The sequence below is a fragment of the Burkholderia sp. 4NA327C6 genome, assembly GCF_005502655.1.
GTDB lineage: Bacteria > Pseudomonadota > Gammaproteobacteria > Burkholderiales > Burkholderiaceae > Burkholderia > Burkholderia contaminans.
Window position 1 is genome coordinate 29,328 of sequence record NZ_SCNZ01000040.1, and the last position, 20,351, is coordinate 49,678.

The 20,351-nt window shown below is 64.6% G+C and carries 18 protein-coding genes, 1 tRNA gene and 1 pseudogene; 18 read left to right on the forward strand and 2 right to left on the reverse strand.

Annotated elements, in window-relative coordinates; all coding sequences use genetic code 11:
* Positions 1–92: 92 nt before the first annotated feature.
* The 5 genes from ilvN (at position 93) to FFS49_RS30900 (ending at position 5,220) form a co-directional block, all read left to right on the forward strand.
* Positions 93–584, forward strand: a complete 492-nt coding sequence (ilvN, locus tag FFS49_RS30875) for an acetolactate synthase small subunit (RefSeq protein ID WP_011352712.1) — start codon at positions 93–95, stop codon at positions 582–584.
* A gap of 95 nt (positions 585–679) precedes the next feature.
* Positions 680–1,696 (forward strand): ketol-acid reductoisomerase, encoded by a 1,017-nt coding sequence (gene ilvC, locus FFS49_RS30880; RefSeq protein ID WP_039370562.1) that lies wholly within the window; start codon positions 680–682, stop codon positions 1,694–1,696.
* A 127-nt stretch (positions 1,697–1,823) separates the two neighbouring features.
* A complete protein-coding gene (locus tag FFS49_RS30885) occupies positions 1,824–2,468 on the forward strand; it encodes a phosphatidylserine decarboxylase (protein ID WP_011352710.1) in 645 nt (214 codons plus the stop codon).
* A gap of 15 nt (positions 2,469–2,483) precedes the next feature.
* A complete protein-coding gene (pssA, locus tag FFS49_RS30890) occupies positions 2,484–3,356 on the forward strand; it encodes a CDP-diacylglycerol--serine O-phosphatidyltransferase (RefSeq protein WP_039370569.1) in 873 nt (290 codons plus the stop codon).
* A gap of 319 nt (positions 3,357–3,675) precedes the next feature.
* Positions 3,676–5,220, forward strand: coding sequence for a 2-isopropylmalate synthase (locus tag FFS49_RS30900; RefSeq protein ID WP_039370571.1), 1,545 nt, complete (start codon positions 3,676–3,678; stop codon positions 5,218–5,220).
* 82 nt (positions 5,221–5,302) lie between these two features.
* Here the strand turns inward: FFS49_RS30900 and FFS49_RS30905 are convergent.
* Positions 5,303–7,420 (reverse strand): annotated as a pseudogene (locus FFS49_RS30905) (SulP family inorganic anion transporter); the annotation flags it as partial.
* A gap of 501 nt (positions 7,421–7,921) precedes the next feature.
* Positions 7,922–8,434, reverse strand: coding sequence for a hypothetical protein (locus FFS49_RS30915; RefSeq protein WP_071334763.1), 513 nt, complete (start codon positions 8,432–8,434; stop codon positions 7,922–7,924).
* A gap of 169 nt (positions 8,435–8,603) precedes the next feature.
* Between FFS49_RS30915 and FFS49_RS30920 the strand changes: the two genes are divergently transcribed.
* The 13 genes from FFS49_RS30920 to nuoF all read left to right on the forward strand — a co-directional run bounded on the left by FFS49_RS30920 (position 8,604) and on the right by nuoF (position 20,295).
* A complete protein-coding gene (locus FFS49_RS30920; protein WP_105818726.1) occupies positions 8,604–9,863 on the forward strand; it encodes a branched-chain amino acid ABC transporter substrate-binding protein in 1,260 nt (419 codons plus the stop codon).
* Between the two features lie 107 nt (positions 9,864–9,970).
* The gene (gene rpsO / locus FFS49_RS30925) at positions 9,971–10,240 is read left to right on the forward strand and encodes a 30S ribosomal protein S15 (protein WP_006398792.1); all 270 of its coding nucleotides are present in this window, start codon (positions 9,971–9,973) and stop codon (positions 10,238–10,240) included.
* A gap of 291 nt (positions 10,241–10,531) precedes the next feature.
* Positions 10,532–12,679, forward strand: coding sequence for a polyribonucleotide nucleotidyltransferase (gene pnp, locus FFS49_RS30930; protein ID WP_105818727.1), 2,148 nt, complete (start codon positions 10,532–10,534; stop codon positions 12,677–12,679).
* A gap of 146 nt (positions 12,680–12,825) precedes the next feature.
* Positions 12,826–13,845, forward strand: a complete 1,020-nt coding sequence (locus FFS49_RS30935) for an NAD(P)H-quinone oxidoreductase (RefSeq protein WP_105818728.1) — start codon at positions 12,826–12,828, stop codon at positions 13,843–13,845.
* A 141-nt stretch (positions 13,846–13,986) separates the two neighbouring features.
* The gene (gene tpiA, locus FFS49_RS30940) at positions 13,987–14,742 is read left to right on the forward strand and encodes a triose-phosphate isomerase (protein ID WP_105818729.1); all 756 of its coding nucleotides are present in this window, start codon (positions 13,987–13,989) and stop codon (positions 14,740–14,742) included.
* A 72-nt stretch (positions 14,743–14,814) separates the two neighbouring features.
* Positions 14,815–15,192, forward strand: coding sequence for a preprotein translocase subunit SecG (secG, locus tag FFS49_RS30945; protein ID WP_031401913.1), 378 nt, complete (start codon positions 14,815–14,817; stop codon positions 15,190–15,192).
* Between the two features lie 112 nt (positions 15,193–15,304).
* Positions 15,305–15,389: transfer RNA gene (locus FFS49_RS30950), tRNA-Leu, on the forward strand.
* A gap of 153 nt (positions 15,390–15,542) precedes the next feature.
* Complete coding sequence (locus FFS49_RS30955; protein ID WP_006398798.1) at positions 15,543–15,902, forward strand: NADH-quinone oxidoreductase subunit A; 360 nt, start codon at positions 15,543–15,545, stop codon at positions 15,900–15,902.
* A gap of 62 nt (positions 15,903–15,964) precedes the next feature.
* The gene (locus FFS49_RS30960; protein WP_006398799.1) at positions 15,965–16,444 is read left to right on the forward strand and encodes an NADH-quinone oxidoreductase subunit B; all 480 of its coding nucleotides are present in this window, start codon (positions 15,965–15,967) and stop codon (positions 16,442–16,444) included.
* A 21-nt stretch (positions 16,445–16,465) separates the two neighbouring features.
* Positions 16,466–17,068 (forward strand): NADH-quinone oxidoreductase subunit C, encoded by a 603-nt coding sequence (locus FFS49_RS30965; protein WP_006478264.1) that lies wholly within the window; start codon positions 16,466–16,468, stop codon positions 17,066–17,068.
* 9 nt (positions 17,069–17,077) lie between these two features.
* The gene (locus tag FFS49_RS30970; RefSeq protein ID WP_034184888.1) at positions 17,078–18,331 is read left to right on the forward strand and encodes an NADH-quinone oxidoreductase subunit D; all 1,254 of its coding nucleotides are present in this window, start codon (positions 17,078–17,080) and stop codon (positions 18,329–18,331) included.
* A gap of 171 nt (positions 18,332–18,502) precedes the next feature.
* Entirely contained in the window at positions 18,503–18,988 is a 486-nt protein-coding gene (nuoE, locus tag FFS49_RS30975; protein WP_039370599.1) for an NADH-quinone oxidoreductase subunit NuoE, read from the forward strand.
* Positions 18,985–20,295, forward strand: coding sequence for an NADH-quinone oxidoreductase subunit NuoF (gene nuoF, locus FFS49_RS30980; RefSeq protein ID WP_006478267.1), 1,311 nt, complete (start codon positions 18,985–18,987; stop codon positions 20,293–20,295). Before nuoE ends, nuoF begins: the two co-directional genes overlap by 4 nt.
* Positions 20,296–20,351 lie beyond the last annotated feature (56 nt).

Sequence of the window (20,351 nt, forward strand, 5' to 3'; positions counted from 1 at the left end):
CCCGATGCGGCCGCCTTCACGAAGGGCGGCGCGGCACGCGGCGGCGCGCGGCGCGAGTGAATCGACACGGACACATTCTGGAAGAAGCGAACATGAGACACATCATTTCCGTCCTGCTGGAGAACGAACCGGGCGCGCTGTCGCGCGTGGTCGGTCTGTTTTCCGCACGCGGCTACAACATCGAAACCTTGACGGTGGCGCCGACCGAAGACCAATCGCTGTCGCGGCTCACCATCGTTTCCATTGGCTCCGACGACGTGATCGAACAGATCACGAAGCATCTGAACCGCCTGATCGAGGTGGTGAAAGTGGTGGACCTGACCGACGGTGCACACATCGAACGCGAGCTGATGCTGATCAAGGTACGTGCAGTGGGCAAGGAGCGCGAAGAAATGAAGCGGATGGCGGACATTTTCCGCGGCCGCATCATCGACGTGACCGAAAAGACCTACACGATCGAATTGACGGGCGCGAGCGACAAGCTCGACGCATTCATCCAGGGGCTGGACGCGGGCGCGATCCTTGAGACCGTGCGCACCGGCAGCTCCGGCATCGGACGCGGCGAGCGCATCCTGAAGGTGTGATGCCAGACAGGCACGCCGGGTGCGCCGTCATGTCCCGGCCCGCAGTACTCCATCCGAACGAATTGTTGAATTTTTGAATTAGCGAAGGAACCATCATGAACGTTTTCTACGACAAAGACGCTGACCTCTCCCTCATCAAGGGCAAGCAAGTCACGATCATCGGCTACGGCTCGCAAGGCCATGCACACGCGCTGAACCTGAAGGACAGCGGCGTGAACGTGACGGTCGGCCTGCGCAAGGGCGGCGCGTCGTGGAGCAAGGCCGAAAACGCAGGCCTGTCGGTCAAGGAAGTCGCGGAAGCGGTGAAGAGCGCCGACGTCGTGATGATGCTGCTGCCGGACGAGCAGATCGCCGACGTGTACGCGAAGGAAGTCCACGCGAACATCAAGCAGGGCGCGGCGCTGGCATTCGCGCACGGCTTCAACGTCCACTACGGTGCGGTGATCCCGCGCGCCGACCTCGACGTGATCATGATCGCGCCGAAGGCACCGGGCCACACGGTTCGCGGCACGTACTCGCAAGGTGGCGGCGTGCCGCACCTGATCGCGGTTGCGCAGAACAAGTCGGGCGCGGCACGCGACATCGCGCTGTCGTACGCGGCAGCGAACGGCGGCGGCCGTGCAGGCATCATCGAAACCAACTTCCGTGAAGAAACCGAAACCGACCTGTTCGGCGAGCAGGCCGTGCTGTGCGGCGGTACCGTCGAGCTGATCAAGGCGGGTTTCGAGACGCTGGTCGAAGCAGGCTACGCGCCGGAAATGGCGTACTTCGAGTGCCTGCATGAGCTGAAGCTGATCGTCGACCTGATCTACGAAGGCGGCATCGCGAACATGAACTACTCGATCTCGAACAACGCCGAGTACGGCGAGTACGTGACGGGCCCGCGCATCGTCACGGAAGAGACGAAGAAGGCGATGAAGCAGTGCCTGACCGACATCCAGACGGGCGAGTACGCGAAGAGCTTCATTCTCGAGAACAAGGCAGGCGCGCCGACGCTGCAGTCGCGCCGCCGCCTGACGGCCGAGCATCAGATCGAGCAGGTCGGCTCGAAGCTGCGCGCGATGATGCCGTGGATCGCGAAGAACAAGCTCGTCGACCAGTCGAAGAACTAAGCACCGCGTGCTGTTCCGGCCCCTCGAATAGAGGGCCGGTACCAAAAAGCCGCCCGAAGGCAGCAGTGCCCCGGGCGGCTTTTGCTATCCTACGGGCTTTGCAATTCACCGAACACAGAACGAATCCATGAACTATCCTCATCCGATCATCGCGCGCGAAGGCTGGCCGTTCATCGCGATTGCAGCCGTCATCGCGCTGTTGATCCATGCTGTCGGGGGCTTCGGCTTCGCGTGGCCGTTCTGGCTGCTGCTCGTCTTCGTCGTCCAGTTCTTCCGCGACCCGCAGCGCCCGATCCCGGCGCAGCCGAACGCGGTGCTGTGCCCGGCGGACGGCCGCATCGTCGCGGTCGAGACCGCGCAAGATCCGTACGCGAACCGCGAAGCGCTGAAGATCAGCGTGTTCATGAATGTCTTCAACGTCCATTCGCAGCGTTCGCCGGTCGATGGCGCGATCTCGAAGGTCGAGTACTTCCCGGGCGCGTTCCTGAACGCGGCGATCGACAAGGCGTCGACCGAGAACGAGCGCAATGCGGTCGTGATCCAGACGGCGAGCGGCAAGACCGTGACCGCCGTGCAGATCGCCGGCCTCGTCGCACGCCGGATCCTCTGCTACGTGCGCGCGGGCGAACCGCTGTCGCGCGGCCAGCGCTACGGTTTCATCCGCTTCGGTTCGCGCGTCGACGTGTACCTGCCGCTCGGCAGCCGCGCGAAGGTGTCGATCGGCGAGAAGGTCTACGCGTCGTCGACGATCCTCGCCGAGCTCGAACAGTAAGCGGCGGGGCGCACGATGGCCGCATTCAAACCGCGTCGGCCGCGCAACGGCGCCGGCCAGACGCCACGCCCGTTCCGGCGCAACAAGGTGATGGCGCCCGATGCGGCGCCGCTCGAAAGCCGCCGTGCCGCGCGCCAGCGGTTCCTGAAGACGCGCGGCATCTATCTGTTGCCGAACGCGTTCACGACCGCCGCGCTGTTCTGCGGCTTCTTCGCAGTCGTGCAGGCGATGAACGTGCGCTTCGAGATTGCCGCGATCGCGATTTTCGTCGCGATGGTGCTCGACGGGATGGACGGGCGCGTGGCACGCATGACGCATACGCAGAGCGCGTTCGGCGAGCAGTTCGACAGCCTGTCGGACATGGTGTCGTTCGGCGTCGCGCCGGCGCTCGTGATGTACGAGTGGGTGCTGAAGGATCTGGGCCGCTGGGGCTGGCTCGCCGCGTTCGTGTATTGCTCGGGCGCCGCGCTGCGCCTCGCGCGCTTCAATACGAACATCGGCAGCGTCGACAAGCGTTTCTTCCAGGGGCTGCCGAGCCCGGCCGCCGCCGCACTGATCGCGGGCTTCGTGTGGCTCGCCACCGACAACCGCGTGCCGATGAAGCTCGGCTGGCTGCCGTGGGTCGCGTTCGCGCTGACGATCTATGCGGGCGTGACGATGGTGTCGAACGCGCCGTTCTACAGCGGCAAGGCGCTCGACGTGCGGCACCGCGTGCCGTTCGCGGCGATCCTGCTGGTCGTCGTCGCGTTCGTGCTCGTGTCGTCCGATCCGCCGCTGATGCTGTTCTGCCTGTTCGTGCTGTACGGGCTGTCCGGCTACGTGTTCTGGGGCTACATGGCGATCCGCGGGCGCGCGAATCCGGCGCGCTCGTCGCAGCGCGATCACTGACGCACGCGCATTCCTTGCCCGGAAACGGCGGCCTCGAGGCCGCCGTTTTCATTTGTCCCTCGTTCGACCCGGGCCGCCGGAAACCCCGGGTGCCGTCCGATTGCGCACCCAACGGAATGCCGCTATAGTCTTTGGCATGACTGCATTTTCCCGCCTCTCCCTCCTTCTAGCCGGTGCGCCGCTACGCGCGCTAGCTTTGGCGCGCCTGCCGCGCTGACCGTTCTCGCCCCCCGTCAAGCTTCGTCTGTTGTCGAGCGTCGCCAGCGGTGGCGCGATCTCGTTACGTTTGACTTCCGTATAAAGAGCCCTGGAGCCCCCCATGACAGACAAGCTGATCATTTTCGATACGACGTTGCGTGACGGCGAACAATCGCCCGGTGCGTCGATGACGAAGGAAGAGAAAATCCGCATCGCGAAGCACCTCGAACGGATGAAGGTGGACGTGATCGAGGCCGGCTTCGCCGCCAGCTCGAACGGCGATTTCGACGCGATCCACACGATCGCCGGTCTCGTGAAGGACAGCACGATCTGCTCGCTGGCGCGCGCCAACGACAAGGACATCCAGCGCGCCGCTGACGCGCTGAAGCCGGCCAACAGCGCGCGGATCCACACGTTCATCGCGACGTCGCCGCTGCACATGGAGAAGAAGCTGCGGATGACGCCGGACCAGGTGTTCGAGCAGGCGCGTCTCGCGGTGCGTTTCGCGCGCAAGTTCACCGACAACGTCGAATTCTCGCCGGAAGACGGCAGCCGCTCGGATCTCGACTTCCTGTGCCGTGTGCTGGAAGCCGTGATCGCGGAAGGTGCGACGACGATCAACATCGCCGACACGGTCGGCTACGGCGTGCCGGAGCTGTACGGCAACCTGGTGAAGACGCTGCGGGAGCGCATTCCGAACTCGGACAAGGCGATCTTCTCGGTGCATTGCCACAACGACCTCGGGATGGCGGTGGCGAACTCGCTCGCCGGCGTGAAGATCGGCGGTGCGCGCCAGATCGAGTGCACGATCAACGGCCTCGGCGAGCGCGCGGGCAACACGTCGCTCGAAGAAATCGTGATGGCCGTGAAGACCCGCAAGGACTACTTCGGCCTCGACGTCGGCATCGACACGACGCAGATCGTGCCGACGTCGAAGCTCGTGTCGCAGATCACCGGCTTCGTCGTGCAGCCGAACAAGGCGGTGGTCGGCGCGAACGCGTTCGCGCATGCGTCGGGCATTCACCAGGACGGCGTGCTGAAGGCGCGCGACACCTACGAGATCATGCGCGCGGAAGACGTGGGCTGGACCGCGAACAAGATCGTGCTCGGCAAGCTGTCGGGCCGCAACGCGTTCAAGCAGCGCCTGCAGGAGCTCGGCGTGGCGCTCGACAGCGAGAGCGAACTCAATGCCGCGTTCATGCGCTTCAAGGATCTGGCCGACCGCAAGGCCGAGATCTTCGACGAAGACATCATCGCGATCGTGTCCGAGGAATCGGCGCTCGCGCACGAGCAGGAGCACTTCAAGTTCGTGTCGCTGTCGCAGCGTTCGGAGACGGGCGAGCAACCGCAGGCGAAAATCGTGTTCGCGGTCGAAGGCAAGGAAGTGACCGGTGAAGCGCGCGGCAACGGCCCGGTCGACGCGACGTTCAATGCGATCGAGGGTGAAGTCGGCAGCGGGTCCGAGCTGCTGCTGTACTCGGTGAACGCGATCACGACCGGCACGCAGGCGCAGGGCGAAGTGACCGTCCGGCTGTCGAAGAGCGGGCGGATTGTCAATGGCGTCGGCACCGATCCGGACATTGTCGCCGCATCCGCGAAGGCGTACATCTCCGCACTGAACAAGCTGCATTCGAAGGACGACAAGGTCAATCCGCAGCGCGCATAAGCGCAGCGCGCTGCGCATCACCGAAACGCCCCGTGCGGCCCTGCGCCGCCGGGGCGTTTTTCATACGCCGCTCATTGACCGCTCATTCGGCGGCCGGCGCACGGAACAGCCAGCGGCGCGCGGCCGTGCGCGGCGCCGGGCTGCGCCGCCGGAACTCGACAGCGATGCCGCGTCGCGGCGCATCGGCGACGAACGCGTCGAGCAGTTCGAGCACGTCGTGATCGATATAGTCGGCGCGCGTCGCGTCGATGATCACCGCGGCCCGGTCGGGAATGTGCCGCAGGTGATGCTTGACCTGCACCTTGCCGAGAAACGACACATCCTTGCGGAACGACAGCAGGAAGTGGTCGTCGTGCTGCGCGAGCGTGACGGGGCTCTTCAGGTTCGCGACGGCGACCGCCAGCACGCTGCAGGCAAGGCCGAGCGCGATGCCGAACAGCAGGTCGACCGCGAGCACGCCGGCAATCGTCGCGGCGAACGGCACGAACGCGGCTGGCCCCTGTTTCATCACCGAGCGGAACAGCGCCGGTTTCGCGAGCTTGAAGCCGGTGTGGATCAGGATCGCGGCAAGGCTCGCGAGCGGGATCAGGTTGATCAGGCCGGTGAGCGCGAACACGCTCGCGAGCAGCAGCATCCCGTGCACGATCGCCGACATCCGGCTTTGCGCGCCTGCATTGACGTTCACCGAGCTGCGCACGATCACCGACGTAATCGGCAGTCCTCCGACCGCGCCGGCGACGAGATTGCCGACTCCCTGGGCCTTGAGTTCGCGGTCAGGCTGGGTCGGCCGGCGCTTCGGGTCGATCTGCTCGACCGCTTCGAGGCTCAGCAGCGTCTCGAGGCTTGCGACGACCGCGAGCGTAATCGCGACGCGCCACACGTCCGGATTGACCAGCTGTGCGAAGTTCGGGCCGAGCTCCGCATGCTTGAGCGACGCCGTGAAGGCTGCGAACGATCCGAGTTCGGGCAACGTCACGCGGTGGGCGGCGCCCGGTGCAACTGACGGCGCGACGACGCCCAGCACGAGCGTGGCGCCGATGCCGAGCACGACCACGGCAAGCGGGGCCGGCACCGAACGCACGAACGCGAAGCGGCGCAGCACGGGCGTGTCCCACGCGACCAGCAGCGCGAGCGAGGCGAGCGCGATGGCCGTCGCGGCCCACGCGACAGGCAGGCCCGGCCAATTCGCAAACGATTGCGCAGCCGACCCGTCGATACCGAAGGCGAACGGAATCTGCTTCACGATCAGCAGGAGGCCGATCGCCGCGAGCATGCCCTTGATGACGGGCGACGGCACATAGGCGGCGAAGCGGCCGGCGCGCAGCATGCCGAACCCGAACTGCAGTACGCCGGACAGCAGCACCGCGAGCAGGAACGCGGAGAAGCTGCCGAGTTGGGCGATGCCTTCTACGACGATCACGACGAGACCGGCGGCCGGGCCGCTGACGGACAGCGACGAGCCGCTCAGCAATGCGACGACGATGCCGCCGACGATGCCGGACACGAGCCCGGCGAATGGCTCGACGCCGGACGCATTGGCGATGCCGAGGCACAGTGGCAGCGCGACGAGGAAAACGACGACGCCGGCGACGATGTCGCGCGGCAGAGTGGACAGGCGCTCGTTCAGTTTCATGATTGGGGCGATTTCATTGGCTTTGGGGGCGGGGTAGGTCAGCCGAGCGCATCGGCCGTTGCGGCCTGCACCGGTTCGACGTCGACGGGCGGAGTCGTATAGCCGGAATCGAGCTCGAGCAGGCGGCCGTCGGCGAGCGAAAAGATCCAGCCATGCACGAGCGGTGGACGTTCGCGGCCCTGCACGATCGGAGACGCGCGCAGCAGTCGCACCTGTTCGAGCACGTTGAGTTCGGCGAGGCGGTCGGCGGCGGCCGTGTCGTCGAGCCCGTCGAGCGTGTCGCGATGGCGTCGCGCGAGCGCGCACAACGGTGCGATGCGGCGCGCGACGTGCGGCAGGTCGGACGGCGGCGGCAGCAGCGATGCGCGTACGCCGCCGCAACCGTAGTGCCCGCACACGATCACGTGGTCGACCTGCAGTACGCGTACCGCGTACTCGAGCACGCTGGCGGAATTGTCGTCGTCGGGATGGCACAGGTTCGCGATGTTGCGATGGACGAACAACTCGCCGGGCGCGCTGTGCGTGATGGTCTCGGCCGGCACGCGGCTGTCGGCGCAGCCGATCCACAGCACGCGCGGATTCTGGCCGCGCGCGAGCGCGTCGAAGAAGCCGGGCGTGTGTTCGCGCGTTTCGCGGGCCCAGGCGATGTTGGCAACCAGCATGCTCTTGGGGCGATTCATGAGGACTCCTTTTTGATCAAGGAAAACAAATAGAAGCTGAAGTGGAGCAATATGATTCTTTCTAAATTGAAAGGTTCAATTTCGACTGATATTAGGGGTATGCCCTAGTGTCCGGTGCCATTGATACAAATTGTTTCAAGTGGTTCGAATGAAGTGCATCAAATGCACCAATACAACGCATGACATGGATTGCGAATGCTGGTTTCTCGCCGGCTACCGCACCGAAAGGGCTCCGCGTAATGACGTGACGAGCGGGTAACGATCGGAAAGTGTTGCCGTGTCGAATTGGGGATTAATCGAATATAACGGAAAAAATGAAATGGCCATTCACGCAATGATTCGTGAATGGCCATTGTGAAAATTGCGCGGAAATGCGTAATCGATCCGGTCAGAACAGGTTGCGGCGGTCGGGATCGTGCAGCGGGTCGGGTGTTTTCTGCGTCGTGCGCAGGATGCCCTGCGGATCGAAATAGAAGCTGTACATCATGTACCAGACGTTGTCCTCGAGATACCGGTAGGTCCACACCTCGCGCTTCATCAGCGGGAAGTAGGACGTCTCGACGGGGCGTCCGAAGTTGACGAGGACGTCGGTCTTCGTCCATTTGCCGATCTCTGCGCGATAGAACTCGTTCGGCTGCAGGACCTGGCGCACGTTGACGATCTTGTGGGCCGCGTCGACGTCGGCCGCGATGGTGATTTCACCCATCGGCTGGGTCGGCCACATCAGGCGCTTGCCGCCGCCGGGCAGGTCGTAGATCTCGCGCGGCGGGCCCATGCGTGCGACGATCGCCGACTCGTCCTGGCCGGCCTGGTATTGCTGCCACGGTTGCGCGCAGCCGGCCAGCAGCGCGGCGGCGCTGGCGACCAGTACCGGCAGTCGCGCGGAAATGCGAATGCGCATGGGGATCCTCCAGAACACGGAAACAGGTGCCGTTTTATCACGGACGGCGCCCGACCGCGCATCGCGCGGAAAAAATCGGTGCGGATCGCCGGGCGCGCCGCGCTTGCGGGCGGCGGGGGCGCCGGCCTATGATCCGCGCTTCTCGGGCAGATTGAAGGGCAGGTGGCCGATGCGGGGATGGAAGCGGGGCGCGCTCGCGTTGAGTGCGGGATGGATGCTGGTGTCGTCGGCGTTTGCCGGCGGCGAGCCGGTGCGGATCGCGCTGATCGAAGGCATGTCGGGCCCGTTCGCGAATGCGGGCGCGGCGGTCGAGCGCAACTTGCGCTTCGGCGTCGAGCAGGTCAACGCGGCGGGCGGTGTGAAGCTGCGCGACGGTGCGCATCCGCTCGAACTCGTCGTGCTCGACAGCAAGGGCAGCCCCGAGGAGGCACTCGTGCAGTTGCGCGCGGCCGCGGACCGCCATATCGGATTCGTCACGCAGGGCAACAGTTCGGCCGTCGCGGCCGCACTGGTCGCGGCGCTCGACAAGCTGAACGCGCGCGATCCGGACAACCGGATGCTGTTCCTCAACTATTCGGCCGACGACCCGGCGCTGACCGGTGCGCGCTGCAGTTTCTGGCATTTCCGCTTCGATGCGCACGCGGGCATGCGGATGGCCGCGCTCGCGGACGTGATGGCGCGCGACCGCGCGCTCCACAAGGTCTACCTGCTGAACCAGGACTACAGTTTCGGCCGCGACGTCAGCATGCTCGCCCGGCAGGCGCTGGCTGCGCGGCGCCCGGACGTGACGATCGCCGGCGACGAATTCCACCCGATCGGCCGGATCAAGGATTTCTCGCCGTACGTCGCGAAGATCCGTGCGAGCGGCGCCGACGCCGTCGTGACCGGCAACTGGGGCAACGACCTCACGCTGCTCGTGAAGGCGGCGCGCGAGCAGGGGCTGAATGCGAAGTTCTATACCTTCTACGGCAATAGCCTCGGTGCGCCGGCCGCACTCGGCGACGCCGGTGTCGGGCGGGTCGTGGCCGTGGCGGACTGGCACCCGAACGCGGGCGGCGTGAAATCCGACGCGTTCTACCGCGCGTTCCGGAACCGTTTTCCGGCCGCCCAGGACGACTATCCGGTGCGACGAATGAGCCTGATGATCGAGATGCTGGCCGCCGCGATGAACCGCGCGGGTTCGGCCGACCCCGTGGCGGTCGCGCGTGCGCTCGAGGGCTTGTCGTTCGACGACGGCTTCCACGCGTCGCGGATGCGCGCGCAGGATCATCAGTTGATCCAGCCCCTTTACGTGATGGAGATGGACAGGGCCGGCACGCCGGGCGTGCGCTTCGACAACGAGGGCTCGGGCTACGGCTTCCGGACGGTGCTCGCGGTGCCGGCGCAGCGCACGGAGATGCCGTCTACCTGCTCGATGACGCGCCCGTGACAGGAGGCGGTAAGAACGGCGCGGAGTTGTGCTACAATGCGCGCCGGTTGTAAATCACGGCACGGCCATTCTTCCGTGTCCGCCTGTTCAGTTAGAAAGGAAATCACATGTCTGTTGCAGATATCAAGAAGTCGGAAGTTGTTGCTCAGTTCGCCCGCGGTACCAACGACACGGGGTCGCCCGAAGTCCAGGTCGCACTGCTGACCGCACGTATCGTCGAACTGACGGGTCACTTCAAGACCCACGCGAAGGATCACCACAGCCGCCGCGGCCTGCTGCGCATGGTGAGCCGCCGCCGCAAGCTGCTCGACTACCTCAAGGGCAAGGATGCCGACCGTTACCGCGCACTGATCGAGAAGCTGGGTCTGCGTAAGTAATCGAGGCGATTGCCGCCAGCAAGATGCCTGTGTCAGTCCGCTGATACAGGCATTTTGTTTTTGCGCGGTGCGTAGCGTCACGCGCACCGCAGGCTGTTCCGGCACGATTGTGCCGGGCTGCCGCAACGACTGATACCGGGGCAGGATTTGTGTCATTCCAGCGCGTCGCTGCATGAGTGCCGCGCTGGAATGGCATAAAAAACACACCTTGCTCCGGGTGATTCGGTCGGGACGCCGCCGCGCGGGATGGCCGGCGCGGCGAATGAAATGCATGAATTCAAAGGAGCAACCATGTCCATGTTCAACAAGGTCGTGAAGGAATTCCAGTGGGGCCAGCACAAGGTGCGCCTCGAAACCGGTGAAGTCGCTCGCCAGGCAAGCGGCGCCGTGATCGTCGACGTGGAAGACACCGTCGTGCTGGCAACCGTCGTCGGCGCGAAGTCGGCGAAGCCGGGTCAGGATTTCTTCCCGCTGACCGTCGACTACCTCGAGAAGACCTACTCGGCCGGCAAGATCCCGGGCGGCTTCTTCCGTCGCGAAGGCCGTCCGTCGGAGCACGAGACGCTGACGTCGCGCCTGATCGACCGTCCGCTGCGCCCGCTGTTCCCGGAAGGCTTCTACAACGAAGTCCAGGTCGTGATCCACGTGCTGTCCGTGAACCCGGAAATCCCGGCGGACATCCCCGCGCTGATCGGCGCATCGGCTGCGCTCGCCGTGTCGGGCCTGCCGTTCAACGGCCCGGTCGGTGCCGCACGTGTGGCCTACATCGACAACGCGTACGTGCTGAACCCGACGCGTGACCAGATCAAGGCATCGAGCCTCGACCTCGTCGTCGCAGGTACGGAACGTGCCGTGCTGATGGTCGAATCGGAAGCCGATCAGCTGTCGGAAGACGTGATGCTGGGCGCCGTGGTGTTCGGCCACGAGCAAATGCAGGTCGCGATCGACGCGATCCACGAACTGGTGCGCGAAGGCGGCAAGCCCGAGTGGGACTGGCAGCCGGCGCCGAAGAACGAAGCGCTGATCGCGCGCGTGACCGAGCTGGCACAGAACGACCTGCTCGCTGCTTACCAGCTCCGCGACAAGCAGGCGCGCTCGACCAAGCTGAAGGAAGTCTACGCGGCAACCTCGGCGAAGCTCGAGGAAGATGCGCAGGCAGCCGGTACGGTCGCAGCCGACAAGGCAACGGTCGGCAACGTGCTGTTCGACATCGAAGCGAAGATCGTCCGTTCGCAGATCCTGAACGGCGAGCCGCGCATCGACGGCCGCGACACGCGCACCGTGCGCCCGATCGAAATCCGCACCGGCGTGCTGCCGCGTACCCACGGCTCGGCGCTGTTCACGCGCGGCGAGACGCAGGCGCTGGTCGTCGCGACGCTCGGCACGAAGGGTGACGAGCAGATCATCGACGCGCTCGAAGGCGAGTACCGCGAGCGCTTCATGCTCCACTACAACATGCCCCCGTTCGCGACCGGCGAAACGGGCCGCGTCGGCTCGCCGAAGCGCCGCGAAATCGGCCACGGCCGCCTCGCGAAGCGTGCACTGGTCAAGTGCCTGCCGAGCGCCGACGAATTCGGCTACTCGATCCGCGTCGTGTCGGAAATCACCGAATCGAACGGTTCGTCGTCGATGGCATCGGTGTGCGGCGGCTGCCTCGCGCTGATGGACGCCGGCGTGCCGATGAAGGCGCACGTCGCGGGTATCGCGATGGGCCTGATCCTCGAAGGCAACAAGTTCGCGGTGCTGACCGACATCCTCGGCGACGAAGATCACCTCGGCGACATGGACTTCAAGGTGGCCGGCACGGAACAAGGCGTGACGGCACTGCAGATGGACATCAAGATCCAGGGCATCACGAAGGAAATCATGCAGGTCGCGCTCGCGCAGGCGAAGGAAGGCCGCATGCACATCCTCGGCAAGATGACGTCGGCGGTTTCGGGTGCGAACACGCAACTGTCGGAATTCGCGCCGCGCATGATCACGATCAAGATCAACCCGGAAAAGATCCGCGACGTGATCGGCAAGGGCGGTTCGGTGATCCGCGCGCTGACGGAAGAGACCGGCACGACCATCGACATCTCCGACGACGGCGTCGTGACGATCGCGAGCACGAGCAGCGACGGCATGGCCGAAGCGAAGAAGCGTATCGAGCAGATCACGGCCGAGATCGAAGTGGGTCAGGTGTACGAAGGCACGGTTCTGAAGCTGCTCGATTTCGGTGCGATCGTGAACCTGCTGCCGGGCAAGGATGGCCTGCTGCACATCTCGGAAATCGTCAACGAGCGTGTGAAGGACATCAACGACTACCTGAAGGAAGGCCAGCAAGTGAAGGTCAAGGTCATCCAGACGGACGAAAAGGGTCGTGTGCGTCTGTCGGCGAAGGCGCTGCTGAACGAAGCAGCGGCGGCGTCGCAGTCGGACACGCCGCCGCAGCAGTAAGCGGATAGGCGGACCAACGGCCGGCAGTGCGAAAGCGTGCCGGCCGTTTTTTCTGTAGCATCGTTGTGCGGCGCAGCAGCGCCGGCAAAGCGTCCGTGCCATATGCGGGCGCGCCATCCGATTCCGATCCTGGAGCGACCATCACCATGAAAGCCATCGAAATCACCGAGTTCGGCGCCCCCGACGTGCTGAAGCTTGCGGAGCGTCCGCGCCCCGAACCGAAGCGCGGCGAAGTGCTGATCAAGGTGGCGGCTTCCGGCGTGAACCGGCCTGACGTGTTCCAGCGCAAGGGCGCGTATGCGCCGCCGCCGGGTGCGTCGGATCTGCCGGGCCTCGAAGTCGCGGGCGAGATCGTCGGAGGCGACCTGTCGGACGCCGCGCTGAACCCGTTCGACCTGAAGCTCGGCGATCGCGTGTGTGCGCTGCTCGCGGGCGGCGGCTATGCGGAATATGCGGTCGCGCCGCTGCTGCAATGCCTGCCGGTGCCCGACGGGCTCACCGATATCGCGGCCGCGTCGCTGCCCGAAACGTTTTTCACCGTGTGGAGCAACGTGTTCGACCGTGCGCAGCTCGGCGCGGGCGAGGGCGGCGAGCAGGAAACGCTGCTCGTGCAGGGCGGCTCGAGCGGCATCGGCGTGACCGCGATCCAGATCGCGCATGCGCTCGGCTTTCGCGTGTTCGCGACGGCCGGCACCGCCGATAAATGCCGCGCGTGCGAGGCGCTCGGCGCGGAACGTGCGATCAACTACAAGACGGAAGACTTCGTCGAGGTCGTGAAGTCGCTGACGCACGATCGCGGCGTCGACGTGATCCTCGACATGGTGGCGGGCTCGTACGTGCCGCGCGAACTGTCCGCGCTCGCGGATGGCGGCCGCCTCGTGCTGATCGCGCTGCTTGGCGGCGCGAAGGCCGACGTCAATCTGAGCGAGATCCTGCGTCGCCGGCTGACCATCACGGGCTCGACGCTGCGCCCGCGTCCGGTCGAGTTCAAGGCGCGGATCGCCGCGCAGCTGAAGTCGCGCGTGTGGCCGCTGCTTGCCGACGGCCGCATCAAGCCGGTGATCTATCGCGTATTGCCGGCTGCGGACGCCGCGCAGGCGCATGCGTTGATGGAAAGCAGCGAGCACACCGGCAAAATCGTGCTCGATTGGGGTACGAACGCCTGACAGCCCGTGTGGCCGGGCTTGACATGCGCGGTTTGACCGGTTCAAGCCGCGCGCAGTAAAATCGCCGGTTTGCTTCGCCAGATCAAACCTGACGGCCGGTTTCCGGCGCGTTAACGACCAAGCGGTGACGAGACAGACACGATGTCGAAACAGAGAACTAAGCGTGTGATCGGCAACTGGAAGTTGCATGGCCGGCTGGCCGGCAACCAGGCATTGCTGAACGAAGTTGTGCAGGGCGCGGGCGCGGTAGCGGCCGAAACGTCGGTCGGCGTGTGCGTGCCGTTCCCGTATCTCGCGCAGGTTCAGGCGCAGCTCGACGGCGGCCGTGTCGCCTGGGGCGCGCAGGACGTGTCGGCGCACGAGCAGGGCGCGTTCACCGGTGAAGTCGCGGCCGCGATGGTTGCGGAGTTCGGCGCACGCTATGCGATCGTCGGTCACTCGGAGCGCCGCGCGTATCACGGCGAAAGCAACGAGGCGGTCGCGGCGAAGACACAGCGCGCGCTCGCAGCGGGGCTCACGCCGGTCGTGTGCGTCGGCGAGACGCTCGACGAGCGCGAGTCGGGCGCGACCGAGCAGGTAGTCGGTGCGCAGCTCGACGCAGTGCTGGCCGTGCTGACGGCCGACGAGGCCGCGCGGATCGTCGTCGCGTACGAGCCGGTCTGGGCGATCGGCACGGGCAAGAGCGCGACGTCGGCGCAGGCGCAGGACGTGCACGCGTTCCTGCGTGCGCGTCTCGCGGCAAAGGGCGCGGCGGACGTGTCCGTGCTGTACGGCGGCAGCGTGAAGCCGGACAACGCGGAAGAGCTGTTTGCGCAGCCGGACATCGACGGTGGCCTGATCGGCGGCGCGTCGCTGAAGGCGGAAGATTTCCTGGCGATCTGCCGGGCCGCGCGCTGAGCGGTCCGAGATCGAATTGAACCATGACGGCGGCCGGTCGGTCCGGTCGCCCGATCCATTCGGGTGGGTGTGATGCTGTTATTCAAGACGCTGATTATTGTGGTGCAGGTGTTGTCTGCACTTGGTGTGATTGGTCTCGTGCTGTTGCAGCACGGCAAGGGTGCCGACATGGGTGCCGCGTTCGGCAGCGGCGCGTCGGGCAGCCTGTTCGGTGCAACGGGCTCGGCGAACTTCCTGTCGCGTACGACGGGCATTCTCGCGACGATCTTCTTCGTCGCGACGCTCGCGCTGACGTACCTCGGCTCGTACAAGTCGACGCCGTCGGCGGGCGTGCTGGGTGCGGTGGCGACCGCGCCGGCATCGGCGCCTGCAGCATCGGCGCCGGCTGTCGCGGCATCTGCTGCCGCCGGTTCGGCTGCAAGCGCGCCGGGCCAGGACGTCCCGAAATAAAAAGTTAAATTTTTTGCGGTTGTGCGTTGAACAAATCCCGAAGTCGGGTTAGAATTTAATTCTTGAAGCGATTCGCGGGAAACAAGTAGTTACAACCCCGGTTGCATGCAGTGCCGACGTGGTGAAATTGGTAGACACGCTATCTTGAGGGGGTAGTGGCGAAAGCTGTGCGAGTTCGAGTCTCGCCGTCGGCACCAAAGTTACTCAATGCCAGCCGCTTCTAGTGGCTGGCATTTTTCATTTCTGGGGTGTGCTTGCGGTTGTCTTGCGATCGCATGCACTCCGAAATGATTCCTTCCGCCGGAAGTGGTATTCTCCGGACGCTCAGAACCAACCGATAGAGGATTGCCTTGAACCTCGCAGCCTATTACCCCGTCTTGTTGTTCCTCCTCGTGGGCACTGGTTTAGGTATAGCGCTGGTCAGCATCGGCAAGCTCCTTGGTCCCAACAAGCCGGACGTCGAGAAGAACGCACCGTACGAGTGCGGCTTCGAAGCCTTTGAAGACGCCCGGATGAAATTCGACGTCCGGTACTACCTCGTCGCCATCCTGTTCATCATCTTCGATCTCGAAACCGCATTCCTGTTTCCGTGGGGCGTCGCGCTCCGGGATATCGGCTGGCCGGGTTTCATCGCAATGATGATTTTTCTGCTCGAATTCCTGCTGGGCTTTGCCTATATCTGGAAGAAAGGCGGCCTCGACTGGGAGTGATGGGTTAATCGCCGGTTTGCATGGGCGGCCACGCTCGGTCGCTCGTCTGGAGTGGAAAGCAAATGAGTATCGAAGGGGTCTTGAAGGAAGGGTTTGTCACCACGACGGCTGACAAGCTGATCAACTGGACGCGTACCGGCTCGCTGTGGCCGATGACGTTCGGGCTCGCGTGTTGCGCCGTCGAAATGATGCATGCGGGCGCGGCCCGTTACGACCTGGACCGGTTCGGCGTCGTGTTCCGCCCGAGCCCGCGCCAGTCGGACGTGATGATCGTCGCCGGCACGCTCTGCAACAAGATGGCGCCCGCACTGCGCCGCGTGTACGACCAGATGGCGGAGCCGCGCTGGGTGATCTCGATGGGATCGTGCGCGAACGGCGGTGGCTACTACCACTACTCGTACTCGGTGGTCCGCGGCTGCGACCGGATCGTGCCGGTCGACGTCTACGTGCCGGGCTGTCCGCCCACGGCCGAGGCGCTGGTCTACGGCGTGATCCAGCTTCAGGCGAAGATCCGCCGCACCAATACCATCGCCCGTCAATAAAGCCCCGAGCGTCCCCTCAATATGGCAAGCAAAATCGAGACCCTGAAGGCAAACCTCGAAGCCGCGCTCGGCGCGCGCGTGGTGAGCCTCACCGAAGCGATCGGTGAACTGACGCTCGTCGTGAAGGCGAGCGATTACCTCGAAGTCGCAAAGACGCTGCGCGACGATCCGAAGCTCCGTTTCGAGCAGCTGATCGACCTGTGCGGCGTCGACTACCAGACCTTCGGCGACGGCGCCTACGACGGCCCGCGCTTCGCGGCCGTGTCGCACCTGCTGTCGGTCACGAACAACTGGCGCCTGCGCCTGCGCGCATTCGCGCCTGACGACGACCTGCCGATCGTGGCATCGCTGGTCGACATCTGGACCTCCGCGAACTGGTACGAGCGCGAAGCGTTCGACCTGTACGGCATCGTGTTCGAAGGCCACCCCGACCTGCGCCGCATCCTCACCGACTACGGCTTCATCGGCCACCCGTTCCGCAAGGACTTCCCGGTGTCGGGCTATGTCGAAATGCGTTACGACCCGGAAGAGAAGCGGGTCGTGTACCAGCCGGTGACGATCGAGCCGCGCGAAATCACGCCGCGCGTGATCCGCGAGGATCGCTATGGCGGTCTGAAACATTAAGGGGGCGTCATGGCAGAAATCAAGAACTACACGCTCAACTTCGGCCCGCAGCACCCGGCAGCACACGGCGTGCTGCGCCTCGTGCTGGAGCTCGACGGCGAAGTCATCCAGCGTGCCGATCCGCACATCGGCCTGCTGCACCGCGCGACGGAAAAGCTCGCGGAATCCAAGACGTTCATCCAGTCCGTGCCGTACATGGATCGTCTCGACTACGTGTCGATGATGGTCAACGAACACGGCTACGTGCTCGCGATCGAAAAGCTGCTCGGCATCGACGTGCCGGAGCGCGCGCAGTACATCCGTGTGCTGTTCGACGAGATCACGCGCGTGCTGAACCACCTGATGTGGATCGGCGCGCACGCGCTCGACGTCGGCGCGATGGCCGTGTTCCTGTACGCATTCCGCGAACGCGAAGACCTGATGGACGTGTACGAAGCGGTGTCCGGTGCCCGGATGCACGCGGCGTACTACCGTCCGGGCGGCGTCTACCGCGACCTGCCTGACGCAATGCCGCAATACAAGGCGTCGAAGATTCGCAACGAGAAGGCGCTCGCGAAGATGAACGAAGCGCGCAGCGGCTCGGTGCTCGACTTCATCGACGACTTCTTCACGCGCTTCCCGAAGTGCGTCGACGAATACGAAACGCTGCTCACCGACAACCGGATCTGGAAACAGCGTCTGGTCGGGATCGGCGTGGTCAGCCCGGAACGTGCGCTGCAGATGGGCCTGACGGGCCCGATGCTGCGCGGCTCGGGCATCGCCTGGGATCTGCGCAAGAAGCAGCCGTACGAAGTGTACGACCGTATGGATTTCGATGTGCCGGTCGGCGTGAACGGCGATTGCTACGACCGCTATCTGGTGCGCGTCGAAGAAATGCGCCAGTCGATCCGCATCGCGAAACAGTGTATTGAGTGGCTCCGCAAGAATCCGGGCCCGGTGATGACGGACAATCACAAGGTTGCCCCGCCGTCGCGCGTCGGCATGAAGACCAACATGGAAGACTTGATTCACCACTTCAAGCTCTTCACCGAAGGTTTCCATGTGCCGGAAGGCGAAGCGTACGCGGCGGTCGAGCATCCGAAGGGCGAGTTCGGCATCTACCTCGTGTCGGATGGTGCGAACAAGCCGTATCGCCTCAAGATTCGCGCACCGGGTTTCGCGCACCTGGCGTCGCTCGACGAAATGGCGCGCGGTCACATGATCGCCGACGCCGTCACGATCATCGGTACGCAGGACATCGTGTTCGGCGAAATCGATCGCTAATGGTTAGCGCCGCCCGCGCGAGCGGGCGGCGAGCAGCAAGTCACACGCGATGCGCGCTGAACCGGCGCGGCTTCGCAAGCTGTCAACAGTGAGCGCCAGGTCTGCCGTCCATGCACCCCAGTGTGCGGCAGGTTGTTCGTTCGGTAGGAATTGAAAGAGTCGTGTCTGAAAATGATCTCAGCTGAAGGCCTGAAGGAAATCGATCGAGCGTTGACGAAGTATCCCGCCGATCAGAAACAGTCCGCCGTGATGTCGGCGTTGGCCGTTGCTCAGGAAGAGCACGGCTGGCTGTCGCCCGAACTGATGCAGTTCGTCGCGGACTATCTCGGCATGCCGGCCGTTGCCGTGCAGGAAGTCGCGACGTTCTACACGATGTACGAGCTCAAACCGGTCGGCAAGCACAAGATCACGCTCTGCACGAACCTGCCGTGCCAGCTCGGCCCGGACGGTGGCGCGGAAGCGACTGCCGACTACCTGAAACAGAAGCTCGGCATCGGCTTCGGCGAGACCACGCCCGACGGCAAGTTCACGCTGAAGGAAGGCGAATGCATGGGCTCGTGCGGCGATGCGCCGGTGCTGCTGGTGAACAATCACAGAATGTGCAGCTTCATGAGCCGCGAGAAGATCGACCAGCTGCTTGAGGAGCTCTCGAAATGACGTCCCTCCACGACCGTCACATCAAACCGCTGATCCTCGCTGGTCTGAACGGCGAGAACTGGCACCTCGAAGATTACGTTGCGCGCGGCGGCTACAAGCAGCTGCGCCGCATTCTCGAAGAAAAGATTCCGCCCGAGCAGGTGATCGCCGACGTCAAGGCGTCGGGCCTGCGTGGCCGTGGCGGTGCGGGCTTCCCGACCGGCCTGAAGTGGAGCTTCATGCCGCGCCAGTTTCCGGGGCAGAAGTACCTCGTCTGCAACTCGGACGAAGGCGAGCCGGGTACGTTCAAGGATCGCGACATCCTGCGCTGGAACCCGCACGCGCTGATCGAAGGCATGGCCATCGGCGCGTACGCGATGGGCATCACCGTCGGCTACAACTACATCCACGGTGAGATCTTCGAAGTGTATCGACGCTTCGAGGCCGCGCTCGATGAAGCACGCGCTGCCGGGTTCCTCGGCGACAACATCATGGGCTCGGAATTCTCGTTCCAGCTGCACGCGCACCACGGTTACGGCGCGTACATCTGCGGCGAAGAAACGGCGCTGCTCGAGTCGCTCGAAGGCAAGAAGGGCCAGCCGCGCTTCAAGCCGCCGTTCCCGGCGAGCTTCGGCGTGTACGGCAAGCCCACCACGATCAACAACACCGAGACGTTCGCCGCGGTGCCGTTCCTGCTGTCCATCGGGCCGCAGAACTACCTCGAGATCGGCAAGCCGAACAACGGCGGGACGAAGATTTTCTCGGTGTCGGGCGACGTCGAGCGTCCGGGCAACTATGAAGTGCCGCTCGGCACGCCGTTCGCGACGCTGATGGAGCTCGCCGGCGGGATGCGCGGCGGCAAGAAGATCAAGGCCGTGATTCCGGGCGGTTCGTCGGCACCGGTGATCCCGGGCGACATCATGATGCAGACGGATCTCGACTACGATTCGATCGCGAAGGCGGGCTCGATGCTCGGTTCCGGCGCGGTGATCGTGATGGACGAGACGCGCTGCATGGTGCGCTCGCTGCTGCGCCTGTCGTACTTCTACTACGAGGAATCGTGCGGCCAGTGCACGCCGTGCCGTGAAGGCACCGGCTGGCTGTATCGCGTCGTGAACCGTATCGAGCACGGCGAAGGCCGCCAGGAAGATCTGGACCTGCTGAACTCGGTTGCCGAGAACATCATGGGCCGCACGATCTGTGCACTTGGCGATGCGGCGGCGATGCCGGTACGCGGGATGCTCAAGCACTACTGGGACGAATTCGCGTACCACGTCGAGCACAAGCACTGCATGGTCGGCGGCCACGCGCACGCGGCGGCAGCCTGAAGCGAACCCGGTTGCGGAATTTGAGCGCACGGTCGGGCGAAGGCGCGAACGGGCGG

Coding starts and splice junctions, on each gene's coding strand:
- ilvN (WP_011352712.1), top strand. CDS start 93: ATGAGACACATCATTTCCGTCCTGCTGGAGAACGAACCGGGCGCGCTG.
- ilvC (WP_039370562.1), top strand. CDS start 680: ATGAACGTTTTCTACGACAAAGACGCTGACCTCTCCCTCATCAAGGGC.
- FFS49_RS30885 (WP_011352710.1), top strand. CDS start 1,824: ATGAACTATCCTCATCCGATCATCGCGCGCGAAGGCTGGCCGTTCATC.
- pssA (WP_039370569.1), top strand. CDS start 2,484: ATGGCCGCATTCAAACCGCGTCGGCCGCGCAACGGCGCCGGCCAGACG.
- FFS49_RS30900 (WP_039370571.1), top strand. CDS start 3,676: ATGACAGACAAGCTGATCATTTTCGATACGACGTTGCGTGACGGCGAA.
- FFS49_RS30915 (WP_071334763.1), bottom strand. CDS start 8,434: ATGCGCATTCGCATTTCCGCGCGACTGCCGGTACTGGTCGCCAGCGCC.
- FFS49_RS30920 (WP_105818726.1), top strand. CDS start 8,604: ATGCGGGGATGGAAGCGGGGCGCGCTCGCGTTGAGTGCGGGATGGATG.
- rpsO (WP_006398792.1), top strand. CDS start 9,971: ATGTCTGTTGCAGATATCAAGAAGTCGGAAGTTGTTGCTCAGTTCGCC.
- pnp (WP_105818727.1), top strand. CDS start 10,532: ATGTCCATGTTCAACAAGGTCGTGAAGGAATTCCAGTGGGGCCAGCAC.
- FFS49_RS30935 (WP_105818728.1), top strand. CDS start 12,826: ATGAAAGCCATCGAAATCACCGAGTTCGGCGCCCCCGACGTGCTGAAG.
- tpiA (WP_105818729.1), top strand. CDS start 13,987: ATGTCGAAACAGAGAACTAAGCGTGTGATCGGCAACTGGAAGTTGCAT.
- secG (WP_031401913.1), top strand. CDS start 14,815: ATGCTGTTATTCAAGACGCTGATTATTGTGGTGCAGGTGTTGTCTGCA.
- FFS49_RS30960 (WP_006398799.1), top strand. CDS start 15,965: ATGAGTATCGAAGGGGTCTTGAAGGAAGGGTTTGTCACCACGACGGCT.
- FFS49_RS30965 (WP_006478264.1), top strand. CDS start 16,466: ATGGCAAGCAAAATCGAGACCCTGAAGGCAAACCTCGAAGCCGCGCTC.
- FFS49_RS30970 (WP_034184888.1), top strand. CDS start 17,078: ATGGCAGAAATCAAGAACTACACGCTCAACTTCGGCCCGCAGCACCCG.
- nuoE (WP_039370599.1), top strand. CDS start 18,503: ATGATCTCAGCTGAAGGCCTGAAGGAAATCGATCGAGCGTTGACGAAG.
- nuoF (WP_006478267.1), top strand. CDS start 18,985: ATGACGTCCCTCCACGACCGTCACATCAAACCGCTGATCCTCGCTGGT.